Annotated in this window: 17 protein-coding genes; 10 read left to right on the plus strand and 7 right to left on the minus strand. The window is 62.2% G+C overall.

Annotated features, from left to right (window positions below; all coding sequences use genetic code 11):
• The first annotated feature begins 87 nt into the window (after nucleotides 1–87).
• The 9 genes from JQC81_RS25835 to JQC81_RS25875 all read left to right on the plus strand — a co-directional run bounded on the left by JQC81_RS25835 (nucleotide 88) and on the right by JQC81_RS25875 (nucleotide 7,505).
• Nucleotides 88–1,005: a LysR family transcriptional regulator gene (locus JQC81_RS25835; RefSeq protein WP_203274670.1), complete on the plus strand. Its 918-nt coding sequence runs from the start codon at nucleotides 88–90 to the stop codon at nucleotides 1,003–1,005.
• 402 nt (nucleotides 1,006–1,407) lie between these two features.
• A complete protein-coding gene (locus JQC81_RS25840; RefSeq protein WP_203274671.1) occupies nucleotides 1,408–2,160 on the plus strand; it encodes a FadR/GntR family transcriptional regulator in 753 nt (250 codons plus the stop codon).
• Entirely contained in the window at nucleotides 2,157–3,089 is a 933-nt protein-coding gene (locus tag JQC81_RS25845; RefSeq protein ID WP_281400415.1) for an NAD(P)-dependent oxidoreductase, read from the plus strand. Before JQC81_RS25840 ends, JQC81_RS25845 begins: the two co-directional genes overlap by 4 nt.
• 16 nt (nucleotides 3,090–3,105) lie before the next feature.
• Nucleotides 3,106–3,789 (plus strand): amino acid ABC transporter permease, encoded by a 684-nt coding sequence (locus tag JQC81_RS25850; protein ID WP_203274673.1) that lies wholly within the window; start codon nucleotides 3,106–3,108, stop codon nucleotides 3,787–3,789.
• A 10-nt stretch (nucleotides 3,790–3,799) separates the two neighbouring features.
• On the plus strand, nucleotides 3,800–4,468 hold the full coding sequence (locus JQC81_RS25855; RefSeq protein ID WP_203274674.1) for an amino acid ABC transporter permease: 669 nt from the start codon (nucleotides 3,800–3,802) through the stop codon (nucleotides 4,466–4,468).
• A 1-nt stretch (nucleotide 4,469) separates the two neighbouring features.
• Entirely contained in the window at nucleotides 4,470–5,225 is a 756-nt protein-coding gene (locus tag JQC81_RS25860; RefSeq protein WP_203274675.1) for an amino acid ABC transporter ATP-binding protein, read from the plus strand.
• Between the two features lie 34 nt (nucleotides 5,226–5,259).
• A complete protein-coding gene (locus JQC81_RS25865; RefSeq protein WP_376772456.1) occupies nucleotides 5,260–6,051 on the plus strand; it encodes a transporter substrate-binding domain-containing protein in 792 nt (263 codons plus the stop codon).
• Nucleotides 6,052–6,116: 65 nt separating this feature from the next.
• The gene (rpiB, locus tag JQC81_RS25870) at nucleotides 6,117–6,563 is read left to right on the plus strand and encodes a ribose 5-phosphate isomerase B (protein ID WP_203274677.1); all 447 of its coding nucleotides are present in this window, start codon (nucleotides 6,117–6,119) and stop codon (nucleotides 6,561–6,563) included.
• A 27-nt stretch (nucleotides 6,564–6,590) separates the two neighbouring features.
• Nucleotides 6,591–7,505, plus strand: a complete 915-nt coding sequence (locus tag JQC81_RS25875) for a ribokinase (protein WP_203274678.1) — start codon at nucleotides 6,591–6,593, stop codon at nucleotides 7,503–7,505.
• 360 nt (nucleotides 7,506–7,865) lie between these two features.
• Here the strand turns inward: JQC81_RS25875 and JQC81_RS25880 are convergent, their stop codons facing one another.
• From JQC81_RS25880 to JQC81_RS25905, 6 genes are all read right to left on the minus strand, one after another.
• Nucleotides 7,866–8,663 (minus strand): HpcH/HpaI aldolase family protein, encoded by a 798-nt coding sequence (locus JQC81_RS25880; protein ID WP_203274679.1) that lies wholly within the window; start codon nucleotides 8,661–8,663, stop codon nucleotides 7,866–7,868.
• A gap of 62 nt (nucleotides 8,664–8,725) precedes the next feature.
• Complete coding sequence (locus tag JQC81_RS25885) at nucleotides 8,726–9,445, minus strand: ribonuclease activity regulator RraA (RefSeq protein ID WP_203274680.1); 720 nt, start codon at nucleotides 9,443–9,445, stop codon at nucleotides 8,726–8,728.
• 17 nt (nucleotides 9,446–9,462) lie between these two features.
• Nucleotides 9,463–11,202: an L-arabinonate dehydratase gene (araD, locus tag JQC81_RS25890; RefSeq protein WP_203274681.1), complete on the minus strand. Its 1,740-nt coding sequence runs from the start codon at nucleotides 11,200–11,202 to the stop codon at nucleotides 9,463–9,465.
• Nucleotides 11,203–11,253: 51 nt separating this feature from the next.
• Nucleotides 11,254–12,759 carry a tripartite tricarboxylate transporter permease gene (locus tag JQC81_RS25895; RefSeq protein ID WP_203274682.1) on the minus strand — a complete coding sequence of 502 codons (1,506 nt, stop codon included), beginning with the start codon at nucleotides 12,757–12,759 and terminating at the stop codon, nucleotides 11,254–11,256.
• A 12-nt stretch (nucleotides 12,760–12,771) separates the two neighbouring features.
• A complete protein-coding gene (locus tag JQC81_RS25900; RefSeq protein ID WP_203274683.1) occupies nucleotides 12,772–13,236 on the minus strand; it encodes a tripartite tricarboxylate transporter TctB family protein in 465 nt (154 codons plus the stop codon).
• A gap of 149 nt (nucleotides 13,237–13,385) precedes the next feature.
• A complete protein-coding gene (locus JQC81_RS25905) occupies nucleotides 13,386–14,357 on the minus strand; it encodes a Bug family tripartite tricarboxylate transporter substrate binding protein (RefSeq protein ID WP_203274684.1) in 972 nt (323 codons plus the stop codon).
• Nucleotides 14,358–14,547: 190 nt separating this feature from the next.
• Here JQC81_RS25905 and JQC81_RS25910 point away from each other — a divergent pair, with 190 nt between their 5' ends.
• Nucleotides 14,548–15,246, plus strand: coding sequence for a GntR family transcriptional regulator (locus JQC81_RS25910; protein WP_203274685.1), 699 nt, complete (start codon nucleotides 14,548–14,550; stop codon nucleotides 15,244–15,246).
• Nucleotides 15,247–15,332: 86 nt separating this feature from the next.
• Here the strand turns inward: JQC81_RS25910 and JQC81_RS25915 are convergent.
• Nucleotides 15,333–16,188 (minus strand): LysR family transcriptional regulator (locus JQC81_RS25915; protein ID WP_203274686.1); only part of this gene is annotated, 856 nt, incomplete at its 5' end.

Here is a 16,188-nt window from a genome sequence, read left to right on the forward strand (position 1 = left end):
CTGCCCCGACCGTCAGCTCACACTTTGATAGACGCGAAAGTTTTGGGGGTGTAATGCAGAGACGGCATGAAATGATACGCTGACGGTATGGACGTAGAGCTTGGCTGGCTGAAGGATTTTCTCGCGGTGATCGATGCAGGCGGCTTCTCGCGCGCCGCGGAGAAGCGCCACGTGACGCAGCCAGCCCTGAGCCGGCGCATCCGCGCACTGGAACAATGGCTTGGCACGCCCCTCTTCGAGCGCAACACTCACACGGTGGTTCTCACCCGCGCCGGGGCTGCTTTCCGCCCCATCGCCGAAGACATCCTGCACCGCGTGGCAGCGGGCCGGGAGCGGGTCCTGGAGGAAGCCCACGCGGCAATCGAGTCCCTGCGCTTTGCCGTCACCAATGCGCTTTCCATCACGTTCTTCCCGCACTGGTTCCGTCAGGTGCAAGCCGAGGCCGCCGCCAGCATGAACCTGCAGCTGATCTCGGCGAATATGGCGTCCTGCGAGCGCATGCTGATCGACGGCGAGGCGCAATTCCTGATTGCCCATCATCATGTGCTCGCGCCGACGAGGCTCCAGGCCTCGCGCTTTCAGTCCATTCCCATTGGCAAGGACATGGTCGTGCCTGTGAGCGCACCGGACGAGGCCGACGCCCTGAAGCCGCGCTTCGTATTGCCGGGCACCCCTGACGCTCCCCTGCCCCACCTCACGTATCACCCGGGGTCAGGAATCGGTCGGATCGTCGCGAGTTCGCTCGCCGCCAAGGAGCAGCCCCCATTCCTTCAGCCGGGCTTCATCGGGCCTGCGGTTCTATTAGCCGAGATGGCGCAGAGCAGCGCTGGCGTCGCCTGGGTCATCCGCAGCCTCGTGGAATCAGATCTTGAGGCAGGGCGTCTCGTCCGCGCAGGCGGGCCTGAATGGGACATTTCCGTCGAGGTGCGCCTATTCCGCCCCCGTGCGCGGCTCACGAGTGCGGCTGAAACCTTCTGGAAATATGCCACTCGTCTATTCAGTTAGCAAAAACAGGAACGTCCCCTCCGGGTCAGGCACTAACGATCTCCTGCCTTCCAGGGACGTCCGGTACTCCCTCCTTGCGCGGACATTCGACTACTTCCGAGAAGTGGTACTAGCCGACATCAAGATGGGCAGCATCGAGCTCGGCCTGCTTTCAAGCTCTGCTCATGCTTTCGAAGTTGCACCCGTTTATTGAGCCTACGTTGTTTCGGCTGCCGTTTCTCTCCTACTGAGGGCGTGACCCGCCATTTTTATGCTGGGTCCAGCCTAAGACGCACCGAACGTCACCCAGCCTTCGTATCCCTTCCTCTCATGCGCATTTGGACCTCGGCGAACCCTGTGCAGCTAGAGCGCGCTTGACTGAAAAACCGTGGTATGCAATCTGGTATGACCAAGGTAAGAGATATGACCGCTGATCTTGAAATCACGCGGCTTAGGGAGAGTGGCGGCAAGGGGTTCGAGAAGGTCTTCGCCTTCTTGCGCGAGCGTTTGCTCGCGGGCTCGTTGCGACCGGGTGACCGGCTGATCCCTGAACGCGATCTCGCTGCGCAGCTCGGTGTGAGCAGACCGATCCTGCGCGAGGCGCTGCGCGCCCTGACAGTCCTCGGCGTTGTGGAAATCCGCGACCGAGTCGGAACAATCGTGCGCCGACCTGACCCGTCTGTTCTTAACGACTTCTTCACCTTCGCCTTCGCCCAGCAGTCTGACGTCGTCGACGACGTAATGCAGGCGCGCATCGCGATCGAATGCCAAGCCGTCCGGCTTGCCGCCGAGCGGGCTACCGTGTCCGATTTCGAGAAGTTGCAGCAGGCGCTCGCACGTATCGTCGAGACCATCGACGATCCCGACGGTGGCAGCGCGGCTGATTTCGACTTTCACCGCACGGTCGTCCACGCAGGCAAGTCCGAGACGCTGATCGTGCTGCACAGCTCGCTGTCCGGCATTCTGATGCGTTCCCATCGCGGTCGCCGAGAGCTTCTTCAGGTGTTTGACTCCATGAAAACCTATCTGATCGAGGATCATCGCCGGATCTTTGACGCCATCGTCGGCCGAGACCCGGAACATGCGGAAAGGGTCCTGCGAGAGCATTTCGCGATCGGAGACGATTTCCGTCGTCGCGCCGCGATCGGCGAATCTGACGCCCGGAGCGCCTCATGACACTTGACCAAGAACAGGAAGACACGATGCGACGGAACGAACAGAACGCGACGGTCGGCTTTGTCGGCCTGGGAACGATGGGGCGCGAGATGGCGCTTAACCTGCTCAAAGCTGGATTTGCAGTCCGCGCCTACGACGTGCGCAGGGAGGCAATCGACGACCTCGTTACCCAAGGTGCCACCGGCGCCGAGAGTGCGGCCGGGGCGGCCCGCGACGCGGACATCGTCATTTCCATGCTCCCCGACACGCCGCAGGTTGAGGAGATCGTCTACGGCGAAGGCGGCCTTTTAGCGTCGCCGCCACGCGGCCGTCTCCTCGTCGACATGAGCACGATCTCTCCCGTCGCTGTCCGGCGCATGCATGCCGATCTTAAGACCGCCGGCGTGGCCTTCCTCGATGCACCCGTGTCCGGAGGGCCGGTTGGCGCCAAGAATGCCTCGCTTTCGATCATGGTGGGAGGCGATCAGGACGCTTTCCTGCGCGCCGATCCATATTTCCGGGCAATGGGCACGACGATCACCCATGTCGGCGAGGCTGGGGCTGGACAGACCGTCAAACTCTGCAACCAGCTCATCTGCGGCATCAACCTCCAAGCCATCTGCGAGGCGCTGGCGCTTGGCCGAGCTTCCGGCGTGGACCTCGAACAGCTCCGCAACGTGCTGCTGGGTGGCTCGGCCGCATCCTGGATGCTCGACAAGCTGGGACCGGCGATGATCGCCGGGGATGCATCCGCCGGCTTTCGCATCGACCTGATGCTCAAAGACCTGCGCCTCGTGCAGGAGCAGGCTCTTTCGCTGTCGGTGCCGCTGCCGGGCACGGCGTTGGTGACGAGCCAGTATGTCGAGGCGCGTGCCCATGGTGAAGGCACGAACGGCAACCAAGCTCTGTTCCGGGTCTACGACCGGATGACGAACCAGGCTGCAACCTAGCCCCGGATCACCAGCGATGAACCTCAACCTGGATTTCGCCACGATCTTCGAGCGATGGCCAGCCTTCCTGCAGGGAGCGCTGCTCACCCTTCAGCTCGCCTTCATTGCGACCGCGCTGGGTACTGTCATCGGCGTCCTTGGTGCCATCGGCAGACGCAGCAGCCATCCGATCGTTGCGCGCATCTGCGGCATCTATGTCGAGGTGATCCGCAACACGCCGCTGTTGGTTCAGATCTTCCTCGTCTATTTCGGCCTCGCCAGCCTGGGATTGAAGTTCTCCGCCTTTGCGGTCGCCGCGGCGGCACTCACGATCAATGTCGGCGCCTACACGACCGAGATCATCCGCGCGGGCTTCGATTCGATTCCACGCGGGCAGATCGAGGCCGCCGAAGGGCTGGCGCTGTCCCGAGCACAGATCTACTGGTACGTGGTCATGTGGCCGGCGATCGAGAAGGTTTATCCGTCGCTGACGAGCCAGTTCGTGCTGCTGATGCTTGCCTCGTCGGTGACGTCGCAGATCTCGGCGGAAGAGCTGACGGCAGTCGCGAACTATATCCAATCCGACACCTACCGCGCGTTTGAGACCTACATCCTGGTCGCGATCGTCTACATCATCCTGTCGCTGGTCATGCGGGCTGGGTTCTGGCTTCTTGGTCTCGTGATCTTCCCGCGTCGTCGACGCCTCGGCACCCCTTTGTGAGGAGGAGACGATGGGCGGTTCTCTCAATGCCAATCACCTGATGTTCCTCGGATACGGCGCGCTGTGGACCATCGGCCTGTCGCTCATCGGCCTTCTCGGCGGCGGCATCGCCGGCTTCATCGTCGCCCTCTGCCGCATCTCGCCGAGTCGGATTGTCAGACTTATCAGCACTGGCTACGTTCAGCTCATCCAGGGCACGCCGCTGCTCGTCATCATGTTCCTGACCTATTTCGGTCTGCCCGCGCTTGGCGTGACCGTCTCTCCCCTAATGGCCGCAGGCGCCTCTCTCACGATCTTCGTCAGTGCCTATCTCGGCGAGATCTGGCGCGGCTGCTTCGAGTCCGTTCCGAAGCCGCAATGGGAGGCTGCGGAAGGACTCGCTCTCAGCCGGTCCCAGCGGATGATGAAGGTCATCCTTCCGCAAGCCGTCCGGATCGCGACGCCGCCGACCGTGGGCTTCATGGTGCAGATCATCAAGAACACCTCGCTGGCCTCGGTGGTCGGCTTCGTGGAACTCGCGCGGTCCGGGCAGATCATCAACAACTCCCTGTTCGAGCCCTTCCTGATCTACACCATCATCGCCGTCATCTACTTCGCCCTCTGCTATCCCCTCTCGCTCTTCAGTCACCGATTGGAAAAGCGGGGTGGCCCGGCCCGCATCGAACTTGAGGCTGCCTGATATGCACAAGATCACCAGAACAGATACTGCTTCGTCGGTCGTCGGCCTTTCGAACGTGCACAAGAGCTTCGGAGCGCTCAAGGTGCTCAACGGCGTCAGTTTCGAGGTCAATCGCGGCGAGGTTCTCGTCCTCATCGGGCGTAGCGGATCGGGCAAAAGCACCGCTCTTCGCTGCATCGACCGCTTCGAGACCATCGACAGCGGCGAGATCGTCGTGTGCGGCCATCGCGTCAGCGACCCAAAACTCAACCTGCGGGCACTGCGCCAAGATGTCGGCATCGTCTTCCAGAGCTACAACCTGTTTCCTCACCTAACTATCGAGGAGAATATCACGCTCGCCCCCTGTTCCGTGAAGGGCATCTCGAAGGCTCAGGCGAAGGAGCAGGCGCGGCGGGTCCTTGCCCAGGTGGGCTTGGAAGACAAGCTCCATCAATATCCCGAACAACTCTCCGGCGGACAGCAGCAGCGCGCGGCAATCGCCCGCTCGCTCGCCATGCAGCCCAAGGTGATGCTGTTCGACGAAGTGACTTCAGCTCTCGATCCGGAACTGACCGGCGAGGTCCTGAAGGTCATCGAAGCGCTCGCTGCGGATGGCATGACCATGGTGATGGTCACGCACGAGATGGGATTTGCCAGAGGGATCGCCAACCGGGTGGTGTTCATGCATCACGGCAAGGTCCACGAGACAGGACCTGCCGCGATCCTGACATCGCCCGCAACCCCGGAACTCGCCCAGTTCGTTGGCACAGGGCTTTGAACGACAACCAAAACTCAGGGAGACGACCACGATGATGAAGCGCCCGCTATCCGCTGCCGCAATTGCAATGACCTGCATGGTGGCACTCGGCACCACCGCCGCGCATGCCGACCTCCTCGACGACATCATGAAGGCCAAGAAGATCCGCATCGCGACCGACCTGGCGATCCCGCCGTCCGGCATGATGGACGCCAATCTCAAGCCGACGGGCTCGGACGTGGAAACCGCCCAGCTTCTCGCCAAGGATCTTGGGCTGGAGCTCGAATTCGTCCAAACGACGGGCGCGACCCGGATTCCGAATGTACAGACCAACAAGGCCGACATCATCATCTCGACCCTTTCCGTCACGCCCGAGCGCGCGAAGGTGATCGACTTCACGAAGGCCTATGCGGCTCTGCAATCCACCGTCGGATGCCTGAAATCGGTGCAGGCGAAGACTTGGGAGGACCTGAAGGGCAAGACGATCGCAGTCTCCCGCGGCACAACGCAGGATACGGAACTGTCGAACATGAAGGACCGCAATCTTACCCTCGCCCGCTTCGACGACGACGCCACCATGGTGACGGCCGCCGTCTCGGGGCAGGCCGATTGCGTAGCGACCTCCGCAACGATCGTGAACCAGATCGGCGTCAAGAATCCGGCCCGCGCGTTCGAGCCCAAGGTGCTCATTCGCACCTTCGATCTCGCTATCGGTGTGCGCAAGGGTGAGCCGCGCCTAGTCGAGAAGCTTAACGAGTGGATTTCGACCAACTTGAAGAACGGCAAGCTGAACGAGATCTACAAGAAATTCCATGGCAGCGAGCTTCCCCAGGAGATGCGGAGCTGAGCCAGGGAGAAAGTGGGTGGCGCCCAGCGCCACCCAGCCTGCAATCACGAAGGAAAGGTTACCCAATGCGCGTCGTAATCGGGTCAGATCATGCCGGATGGCCCCTCAAGAACGCTGTAGTCGAACACGTCCGCTCGCTCGGGCACGAGGTCATCGATGTCGGATCGTTCGATGACAAACCCGTGGATTTTCCGGACATTGCCCGCGCACTGACCGGAAAGGTCAAATCCGGCGAAGCCGAGCGCGGCATCATGGTCTGCGGCACAGGCGTCGGTGCGTCAATCGCGGCCAACAAGGTCAAGGGCATTCGCGCCGCCGTCTGCCACGACATCCACTCCGCGCATCAGTCGGTCGAGCACGACGACGTCAACGTGATGTGCATCGGCGCCAAGATCGTCGGTTCCTGGCTCGCGCAGGATCTCGTCGAGTCCTACTTGGCAGCAGAATTCTCCACGGATGAGGACTGTCGCCGGCGCGTGGAAATGCTCCACGCCATGGATGCCGAAGGCTGAGGCTGGGGGGGAAAGGGAGCGCGTGACATGATCCTCGTTTTCGGTTCGATCAACATCGATCTTGTCGCCCGCGTGACCTCGATCCCCCTGCCCGGCGAAACCGTTCTCTCGCCGGGTTATGAGACATTATTCGGCGGCAAGGGCGCGAACCAGGCGATCGCGGCGGCGCGGGTATCGTTACCGGGCCGGGTGGCGATCGCCGCCTGCGTTGGGGATGACGTTTTCGGTCGATCCGCAAGCGACAACCTCATTCGCAACGGTGTCGTAGCAGATTTCGTCGCAAGCAGCACCAAACCGACTGGATGCGCTTTCATAACCGTCGACGAGCGCGGCGAGAACGCGATCACTGTCGCCAGCGGAGCAAATGCCTCCCTGACCGAGGCTAGGGCTCTTGGTTTCGAGGCAGATGACTCGACGGTTGCGGTTTTCCAGATGGAGGTTCCCTTCCACGCATCCCTCCGTGTCGCGCAGCGCGTGCGGGCGACTGGCGGTCGCGTCATTTGGAACCTCGCACCAGCCCCGCCACATTTTCCGGCTAGAGACCTTTCCAATCTCATTGACGCTACTGATATCTTCATTGTCAACGAACACGAAGCCATTGCGGCAGCCAGAATCCTTGGCTGTGAAACCGCCGACTTCCAGGTTGCGGGAGCCTATCTAGCTGAAAGCGGCTGCATTTGCGTTGTCACAGCAGGCGCTCGCGGAGCCTTTGCGTTTCACCCTGATGGACGCTGCGAAACTATCGAAGCGAAACGGATTCACCCTATCGACACGACTGGAGCTGGCGACACCTTCGTCGGCATCCTGGCCAACGGCATCGATGAAGCCCTCCCCTTCAGGACAGCTCTCAAACGGGCCTGCCACGGGGCGTCGCTGGCTTGCCTCGCCCATGGTGCTCAGGCTGGCATGCCGACGCGCGAGCAACTGACCTGTGCCAGCTAGATTACGCACCCAATTCTAACGAATCGAAGCGATAGAAACCGTCATCCCGCCCCGTCTCCCCAACGCCAAGAGCATGTAACTTTCTGCCAGAGGCCCGTCGACTACTCTGGAGCAACGGGTAATTCTCGCCGCTCCTGAGGTCTGGAAATAGGTCATGCATTGACGCTCCCCTGCCCTCCGAGAGCGTCCGCTGTTCCTTGCTGAAGCAGACCGTCGGCCTTGTTCCGAGAAGTGCCAGGAGCTGACCTTACCAGCCAGCCTGAGCGGTATCCCTGCTGTGGCAGGATCTGCTCGGGAGTACCCGCCCTCTCAGGGTCTCTGTCCTCCGATCCAGAGCCATAAGAATGCGTGGCGCCGCTTCTAACCGGTTGATCCCGCGCCGGCTGCGATCAGTTTGCGGGTATCGGTCACGCTCGCGAGGGACGCGGCGGCAAGGAGGCGGACGTCGTTGGGCAGCGTCACCAGATCAAAGCCCCAGCCTACGGCCTTCGCGGCGTAGGCTGCCCCACCGCAGTGGAGGGCCGCGCGGATGCCAGCCTGGTGGGCTGCATCCAGGATCGTGAGGATTGCCTCCACCATCTCTGGCTCCTCCCGATCAAAACCGAAGGGGTATTGCCGCCCAGTCAGCCCAAGTGTCAGATCGGACGGACCGATATAGACACCATCCAAGCCAGGGGTTGAAACGATCTCCTCCAGGTTTTGGAACCCTTCCGACGTTTCGATCATGGCAAAGCAGAGAACATTGTCATCGGCCTCCGCCCCATAATTCGGGCCAGCGGAGAACACCGCCCGGGTCGGACCGAAGCTGCGGGTTCCTGCCGGGGGATAGCGCATGTACGACACGAGTTCGGCTGCCTGAGCCCCGGTGTTGATCATGGGGCAAATGACCCCATAGGCTCCAGCGTCAAGCACACTCATAATGGCGGCGGGATCAAGCCATGGAACGCGCACGAGAGGCGCAACCTCACTGGCGCGCATCGACTGGAGCATGCCGACTGCGACCTGATAGTCGATGAGCCCATGCTGAAGATCGATCGTGATGGAGTCGTATCCCTGCTCCGCTAGGATCTCGGCAGTGAACGCATTCGGGATTGAAAGCCAGCCATTCAGCACAGGCCTCCTCTCCGCCCAGAGTGTCTTGATCCTGTTCGCCTTCATCTCGTCTCCAATCGGCTCGTCTATTCACTTCCGTACGTCATCCTGGCGCCCTCCCCGTAGGTCTAACGCCCGTTGGCCTTGCGCCAAGCTGCGAAGTCGATGTTGGTCTGCTCGTCGGTGGCCGGATACAACCCGAGGATCGAGCGGCCTTTCAAGACCTCCTCGGTCACAAAGTCCTCGAACGCCGTCATCTCAACCGTCTCTTCGGCAATCTCGTCCGCCAGGTGAGCCGGAATCACCACTACGCCTTCGGCATCGCCGACGATGACATCGCCCGGGAACACCGGCGCATCGCCGCAGCCGATCGGCACGTTGATGTCGATGGCTTGGTGCAGAGTCAGGTTCGTCGGAGCGGACGGACGGTTGTGATAGGCTGGGATGCCGAGGTTTTCGATCTCGGGCGTATCGCGGAAGCCGCCGTCGGTGACAACGCCGGCAACGCCGCGCACCATCAGGCGAGAGATCAGGATCGAGCCGGCCGACGCGGCCCGCGGGTCCTTGCGGCTGTCCATCACGAGAACCGCCCCCGGAGGGCAGATCTCGACAGCTTTGCGCTGCGGGTGCTCCCGGTCGCGGAAGACGGTCAACTGGTTCAGGTCCTCCCGGGCCGGCATGTAGCGCAAGGTGAAAGCTTCGCCCACCATCGGGCCAGCATCGCGGTTGATGCGATGGACGTCCTGAATCCATTGGTTGCGCAGGCCGCGCTTGTAGAGGGCCGTCATTAGGGTCGGAGTCGCGACTTTCTTGAGCTTGTCGCGTGTTTCGGGCTTGAGGCCGGTCATCGGTTCATCTCCTGGAACTAGAAAATATCGGGCTCGGCCACGGGCCCGCCGTGGCTCGTCTCAAGGAAGTCGAAGTCGCAGCCTTCATGGGCTTGGCGAATGTGCTTGCTGAACATCCAGCCATAGCCGCGCTCGAAGCGCGGCTTACACTCCGGCAACAGAGCACGCCTCATCTCGAGTTCCTCGTCTGAGACTTCGAGCGTGATGCGGCGAGCTGGAATATCGACGGTGATGATGTCGCCGGTGCGCACGAGCGCGAGCGGCCCGCCCACATGCGCCTCCGGCGACACGTGAAGGATGCAGGCTCCGTAGCTGGTGCCGCTCATACGGGCGTCGGACAGACGCAGCATGTCACGCACGCCCTGCTTCACGAGCTTCTTCGGGATCGGCAGCATGCCCCATTCCGGCATTCCGGGACCGCCCTGCGGCCCTGCATTGCGCAGGACCAGGATATGGTCCGCTGTCACTTCGAGATTATCGTCGTCGATGGCGGCCTTCATGGAGGGATAGTCGTCAAACACGAGGGCAGGCCCCGAATGCTGGCGCAGGCGCGGCTCGCAGGCGCTCGGCTTCATGACGCATCCGTCCGGAGCAAGATTGCCCTTGAGCACGGCGAGCGCGCCTTCCTCATAGATGGCGTTGTCAACAGTGCGGATAACATCATCATTGTAGACCTCGGCGCGGGCGATGTTCTCGCCGAGCGTCCTGCCCGTCACCGTGAGGCAGTCGAGATGCAGATGGCACCGGATGCGCGTCATGAGGGCCGGCAGCCCGCCGGCGAAGTAGAAGTCCTCCATCAGGTAGGCCGCACCGCTCGGGCGCACATTCGCGATCACCGGAACCTTGCGGCTGGCGATCTCGAAATCATCGAGGCCGACATCGTGACCGGCCCGACGGGCCATGGCGATGAGATGGATCACGGCATTCGTGGAGCAGCCCATGGCCATAGCAACGGCAATGGCGTTCTCGTAGGCGGGACGAGTCTGGATCTTGCTGGGCGTGAGATCCTCCCAGACCATCTCGACCGCCCGGCGGCCCGCTTCGGCGCACATGCGGATGTGATTGACGTCAGGAGCGGGAATGGAGGAAGCACCCGGTAGCGTCATGCCGACGGCTTCGGCAATCGCCGTCATGGTGCTAGCGGTGCCCATGGTCATGCAGTGACCGTGGCTGCGGGCGATGCCACCCTCGACCTCCACCCAGTCTTCCTTGGTGATGTTGCCGGCCCGGCGCTCATCCCAGTACTTCCAGGCATCCGACCCGGAGCCCAGGGTCTTGCCCTTCCAGTTCCCGCGCAGCATGGGCCCGGCCGGAATGTAGATCGACGGGAGGTTGGCGCTCGTGGCGCCCAGAAGGAGTCCGGGCGTGGTCTTGTCGCAGCCGCCCATGAGCACGACGCCATCCACCGGATGGGAGCGGATGAGCTCTTCCGTGTCCATGGCCAGCATGTTGCGGTAGAGCATCGTCGTCGGCTTGACGAAGTTCTCCGACAGGGAGATCGCCGGCAGCTCGATGGGAAAACCACCAGCCTGGAACACGCCGCGCTTCACGTCCTCGACGCGCTGCTTGAAGTGGGCGTGACAGGGGTTGATGTCGGACCAGGTGTTGATGATCGCGATAACCGGACGCCCCACCCAGTCCTCGGGAGCATAGCCCATCTGCATGATGCGGGAGCGGTGGCCGAATCCGCGCAAATCATCCGGAGCGAACCATCGGGCGCTTCGAAGATCTTCCGGCTTTCTGTTTCTGGTCGTCATGGGACTAGCATCGAACCTGTGGTGTCGAGGAAATGAGGTGCGGAGAAGGCCCTAGGCCTCCTCTTGGAATGCCTCTTCGCGCTTTCGGCGAACGGTGGGAGCCAGGACGCTCGCGAGCAGGATCAAGGCCAGAACGAGCATGGTGGCGCTGATCGGGCGGCTCATGAAAACCGTGGCATCGCCTTTGGAGATCAGCATGGCCCGGCGCAGGTGCTCCTCCATCATCGGACCGAGGATGAAGCCGAGCAGCATCGGGGCCGGCTCACAATCGAGCTTGCGGAAGATGTAGCCGAGGAACCCGAACATCGCCATCAGGTAGACGTCGAAGGTCGCGTTGTTGAGGCTGAACACGCCGATAGCGCAGAAGACCAGAATGGCCGGATAAAGGAAGTGATACGGCACCGAGATCATGCGCACCCACAGCCCGATCAGCGGCAGGTTGAGGACGAGCAGGAACAGGTTGCCGATCCACATGGAGACGATAAGCCCCCAGAACAGCACCGGCTGCTCGGTCATGACTGAGGGTCCCGGCTGGATACCCTGCATGATCATGGCACCGATCATCAGGGCCATCACCGGATTCGACGGGATGCCCAAGGTCAACATCGGGATGAAGGAGGTCTGCGCACCGGCGTTGTTAGCGCTCTCCGGGCCCGCCACTCCTTCGATGGCACCTTTGCCGAACCGTTCGGGATGGCGGGATACCTTCTTCTCCAGGGTATAGGCCGCGAAAGAGGCAAGCATGGCGCCGCCGCCAGGCAGAATGCCGAGCATGGAACCAAGGACGGTTCCTCGCAGGACCGGTGCCGCCATTTGCTTCAGGTCCTCTCGCGTCGGCATGAGACCTTTGACGGTCTTCGCCATGACCGTGCGGGTAGTTTCGTTCGCGAGGTTGCCGATGATCTCCCCAAGCCCGAACACGCCCATGGCGACAACCACGAAGTTGATACCGTCGGCAATCTCCGGGAAGCCGAACGTGTAACGGGTCGTGCCGGAATTCACGTCGGTGCCGATCAGGCCCAGCATGAGGCCGAGGATGATCATGCCGAAGGCGTGCAGCAGCGAACCATGCGCCAGCACGACAGAGGCGACGAGACCCAGCACCATCAGGGAGAAGTACTCGGCAGGGCCGAACTGCAACGCGAGGTCAGCCAGCGGAGGAGCAAAGACGGCAAGAAGCACAGTCGCGACCGTTCCGGCGAAGAAGGAGCCGATGGCAGCCGTTGCCAGCGCCTTCCCCGCCTTGCCCTGGCGGGCCATCTGATAGCCGTCGAGCGCGGTCACGACACTCGAAGATTCCCCTGGCAGGTTCACCAGGATTGCGGTGGTCGAGCCGCCATACTGCGCACCGTAGTAGATGCCGGCCAGCATGATCAGCGCCGAGACCGGCGGCAGACCAAAGGTGACGGGCAGCAGCATGGCGATGGTCGCGGTTGGCCCGAGACCCGGCAACACGCCGATTGCGGTGCCGAGGAGCACGCCAACCATGCAATAGGCCAGGTTCCAGAAGGTCAGCGCGGTTTCCAGGCCGAGCCAGAGATTGGAGAGCGTTTCCATCGCTTGATCCCCCTACTCGCCAAACCAGGAGCCGACGAGCGGCATCGGGACACCTAACGCCTTGACGAATACAAGCGTGCAGAAAACCACGAGAAGGATCAGCCCTGCTGCCGCCTTGGGCTCGAAGCGGAAGTGCTGGCTCGCTGCCGCGCTGACCAGGACGAGCGCGATCAGGGCGACGACAAGTCCTGCGGTGGAGAGCAGCAATCCGAACAGAGCGGTCGAGCCGACGACGAGCGCCAGGGGCTTCCAGGCAATAGCGCCGACGGCCTCACCCTCCTGTGCGAAGGCACGTGCTGCGGAAAGCAGGCCGATCAGCATGAGGGTGACGCTGAGGATGGTGGGGAAATAGCCTGCCCCCATGCGCCCAGCCATGCCCATGGGATAGTCGCGTCCGATCCAGAAGGCTGCCACGCCGAAGGCGATGTAGAGCACACCAGCCCAAAAATCTTTCTTCTGGAGCACGTGTGACATCATGAGCGTCCTCCCGGTGCAATGACGATGAACGTTGTGGCGTCGCTGGCGGGAGCAAAGGCCGCGCAGGCATCAGACAAGTGGCGACGCTCTTGGCAATTCCAATATATCAGGATCAGGGGCAGCCAAGACGGCTGCCCCACATGGTTAGCTTATTGGTCAGCCGTGATCTTTCCGGTCTCGACGACGGTCTTCCAGCGGCTGATTTCCTGGTTCAGGAACTCCGAGAACTGACCGCTGGTGTTGGCGACGACCTCGAAGCCGATGTCGTTGAACTTGCCCTTCACGTCGGGCGAGTTCAGGGCGCCGGCCAGCGACTGTTCGAGCTTGCTCTTCACGTCGGCCGGAAGTCCCTTTGGCGCAGCAACAGCCTGCCAAGAGTAGACCTCCACACCCTCGACGCCCGCTTCCTTCATGGTCGGCGCATCCGGGAAGGCGGGGTTCCGCTTCTCAGCTGTGACGGCAAGCAGCTTCAGCTTGCCGGCCTTGATGTGGTTCGACACGGCGCCGAGGTTCTGGAACGACACATCGGCATGGCCGCCGATCAGGTCCGTGATGGCGGGAGCGCCGCCCTTGTAGGGCACATGCACGCCGGTGGTGCCGGTCTTCTGCCAGAACAAGGCTGCGGTGAGATGGTCGGACGAGCCCGCGCCGGACGAGGCGAACGTCACCTTCTCAGGGTTCTTCTTGAGATGTTCGACGAACTCCTTGACGTTGTTGGCCGGGAAGTTGGGGTTAGCCACGAGAACGTTCGGGGTGCGCACGGCCACCGTGAGCAGGTCGAAATCCTTGGTCGGGTCGTAAGGCAGGCTCTTGTAGAGAACCGGGTTGATGGCATAGACGCCGATCGAGCCAACAATCAGGGTGTAGCCGTCGGCCTTTGCCTTGGCGACCTGCCCCGCTCCGAGGGAGCCATTCGCGCCAGGCTTGTTCTCCACCACGATGGGCTGCCCAAGGCTTTCCTGCATCTTCTGAGTGGTGACGCGGGCCGTCGTATCGGACGCACCGCCGGCCGGGAACGGCACGACCACCGTCACGGGCTTTTCTGGATACCCGGCAGCAAACGTGGGTGCAGAGATCGCAATGCCCAGGGCAGCGGCGGACAACAGTTTCAGCGCCCTCATGCGCTTCCTCCTATGATTTGGATTGGTTGGCGATCACCCGTCTTCTGCGGGCTTGCGGCTGGATGTTCCAGCGGGAACGATAGACACTAAAGCGCTAATGCATTAGCCTGTCAACCTGTATTCTGATGCAGCTTTCTGATGTAATGAACGCCTCGAAGGATCGGGCTGAAGTCCGAGAAAGGACGGGAACATGGATACCTTGACGGTGACCTCGTTGCGGCCCCGGGATAGGTCGCGCCATGCCGCGCCTCAGGTTTTCGAATACCTAAGGGAAGCTATCCTCTCCCTGACATTGGTACCTGGAACGGTGCTGAACCGCCTCACCCTCCAGAAGGAGTTCGGCCTCAGCTCGACCCCGATCCGGGATGCCCTCCTCAGGCTCCAGGAGGAAGGCCTCGTCGAGATTTTCCCGCAACATGCGACGGTGGTCAGCCCCATTGACCTGACGCTTGCCCATCAGGCGCATTTCCTTCGCCGCTCTCTGGAACTCGAGATCGTCAGGAGCTTGGCGCTCGCGCCTGATCAAAGGTTGATCGCAAGGCTTCAGGGCTTCCTGGCTCAGCAGCAGGCCCTGATGGAAGCCGAGGATTTCGAAGCTTTTGCCGCTGCTGACCGGGATTTCCACCAGCATCTCTACGAGGCGGCGCAGATGCACGATCTATGGACACTCGTACGCAGCCGCAGCGGCCATATTGATCGTTTGCGCCGACTGCACCTCCCTACTCCGGGCAAGGCTCAAAACATTGTGCATCATCACAGGCTGATCGTGCAGGCCATTGCCGAAGGCAAGCCTGACGAGGCGCAGCAGCACTTGCGGGAACATCTCTCCGGGACATTGGCTCATGTGGACGAGATCAAAGCCAAGTATCCTGGATACGTGAGACCCTAGCTTGCGAACTGCCACCAGAAATCCTCTCTGGGTCTTGACCTTCTCAGAGGCACTAATATCCTGCGAGGGATGGCCTGCCGGTCCCGCTACACGCGCCAGGGCACGGGCTGAAGCATCTGCCGCAGGCTCTCCAGGAAGTGGGCCGTTCGCGCTACCCGTCCGCCACGAGCACCCAACAGCGCCACCACATCGGCATCCGGAAGCTGCCAGGCCGGCAACAGCGGCACTAGACGGCCCTGCTGCAAATCCTCGGCGACATCCCATTCTGAGCGGACAATAATGCCAAGCCCCGCCAGCCCCCATCGCTTGGTGACCTCACCATCGTTGCTGCTCAGCGCCGGCTGAACCCGCACGGTGACTGCCTCCTCCTGTGCATGGCTGAAGCGCCACAACGTGACGTCGCTCTGGTCTTCCCGGATCACGCCACAGGCATGCTGGCGGAGATCCTCCGGCCGCTCCGGCATACCGTGTCGTTCCAAATAGGATGGTGCTGCGCAGAGGATGCGGCGGTTGGGCGCCAGCCGGTGCAGCGTAAGGGTCGAGTCCGTCAGCGGCCCCACATGGATCAGCACGTCCCAGGCATCGCCACGCAGGCCGACCGGATCCTCGAACAGCGTCAGGGTCAGCTTCACCTCCGGATGTCGCGTCCGAAGCTCTGCCATTGCCCCTGCCACGTACCGTCGCCCGAAGCCGAACGGAGCTGCCACCCGCAGATGCCCCGTCACGACCTGGCGGCGCTCCACCAAAGCCTCGGCAAGCTCCTCCATGTTGGCCAGGACCTCGGCACCACGCTGAGCCAGCAACTGCCCTTCGGCAGTCAGGTGCAGACGGCGGCTGGTGCGTTCCAGCAGCCGCACCCCTAAGCGCTGCTCCAACTGTCGCAGCCGCTGGGTCACGGCCGAAGGGGTGACGTCCAGCGCTCGCGCCGCCGCGGCCAGGGAC

The organism is Microvirga arabica, from assembly GCF_016811235.1.
Lineage (GTDB): Bacteria > Pseudomonadota > Alphaproteobacteria > Rhizobiales > Beijerinckiaceae > Microvirga > Microvirga arabica.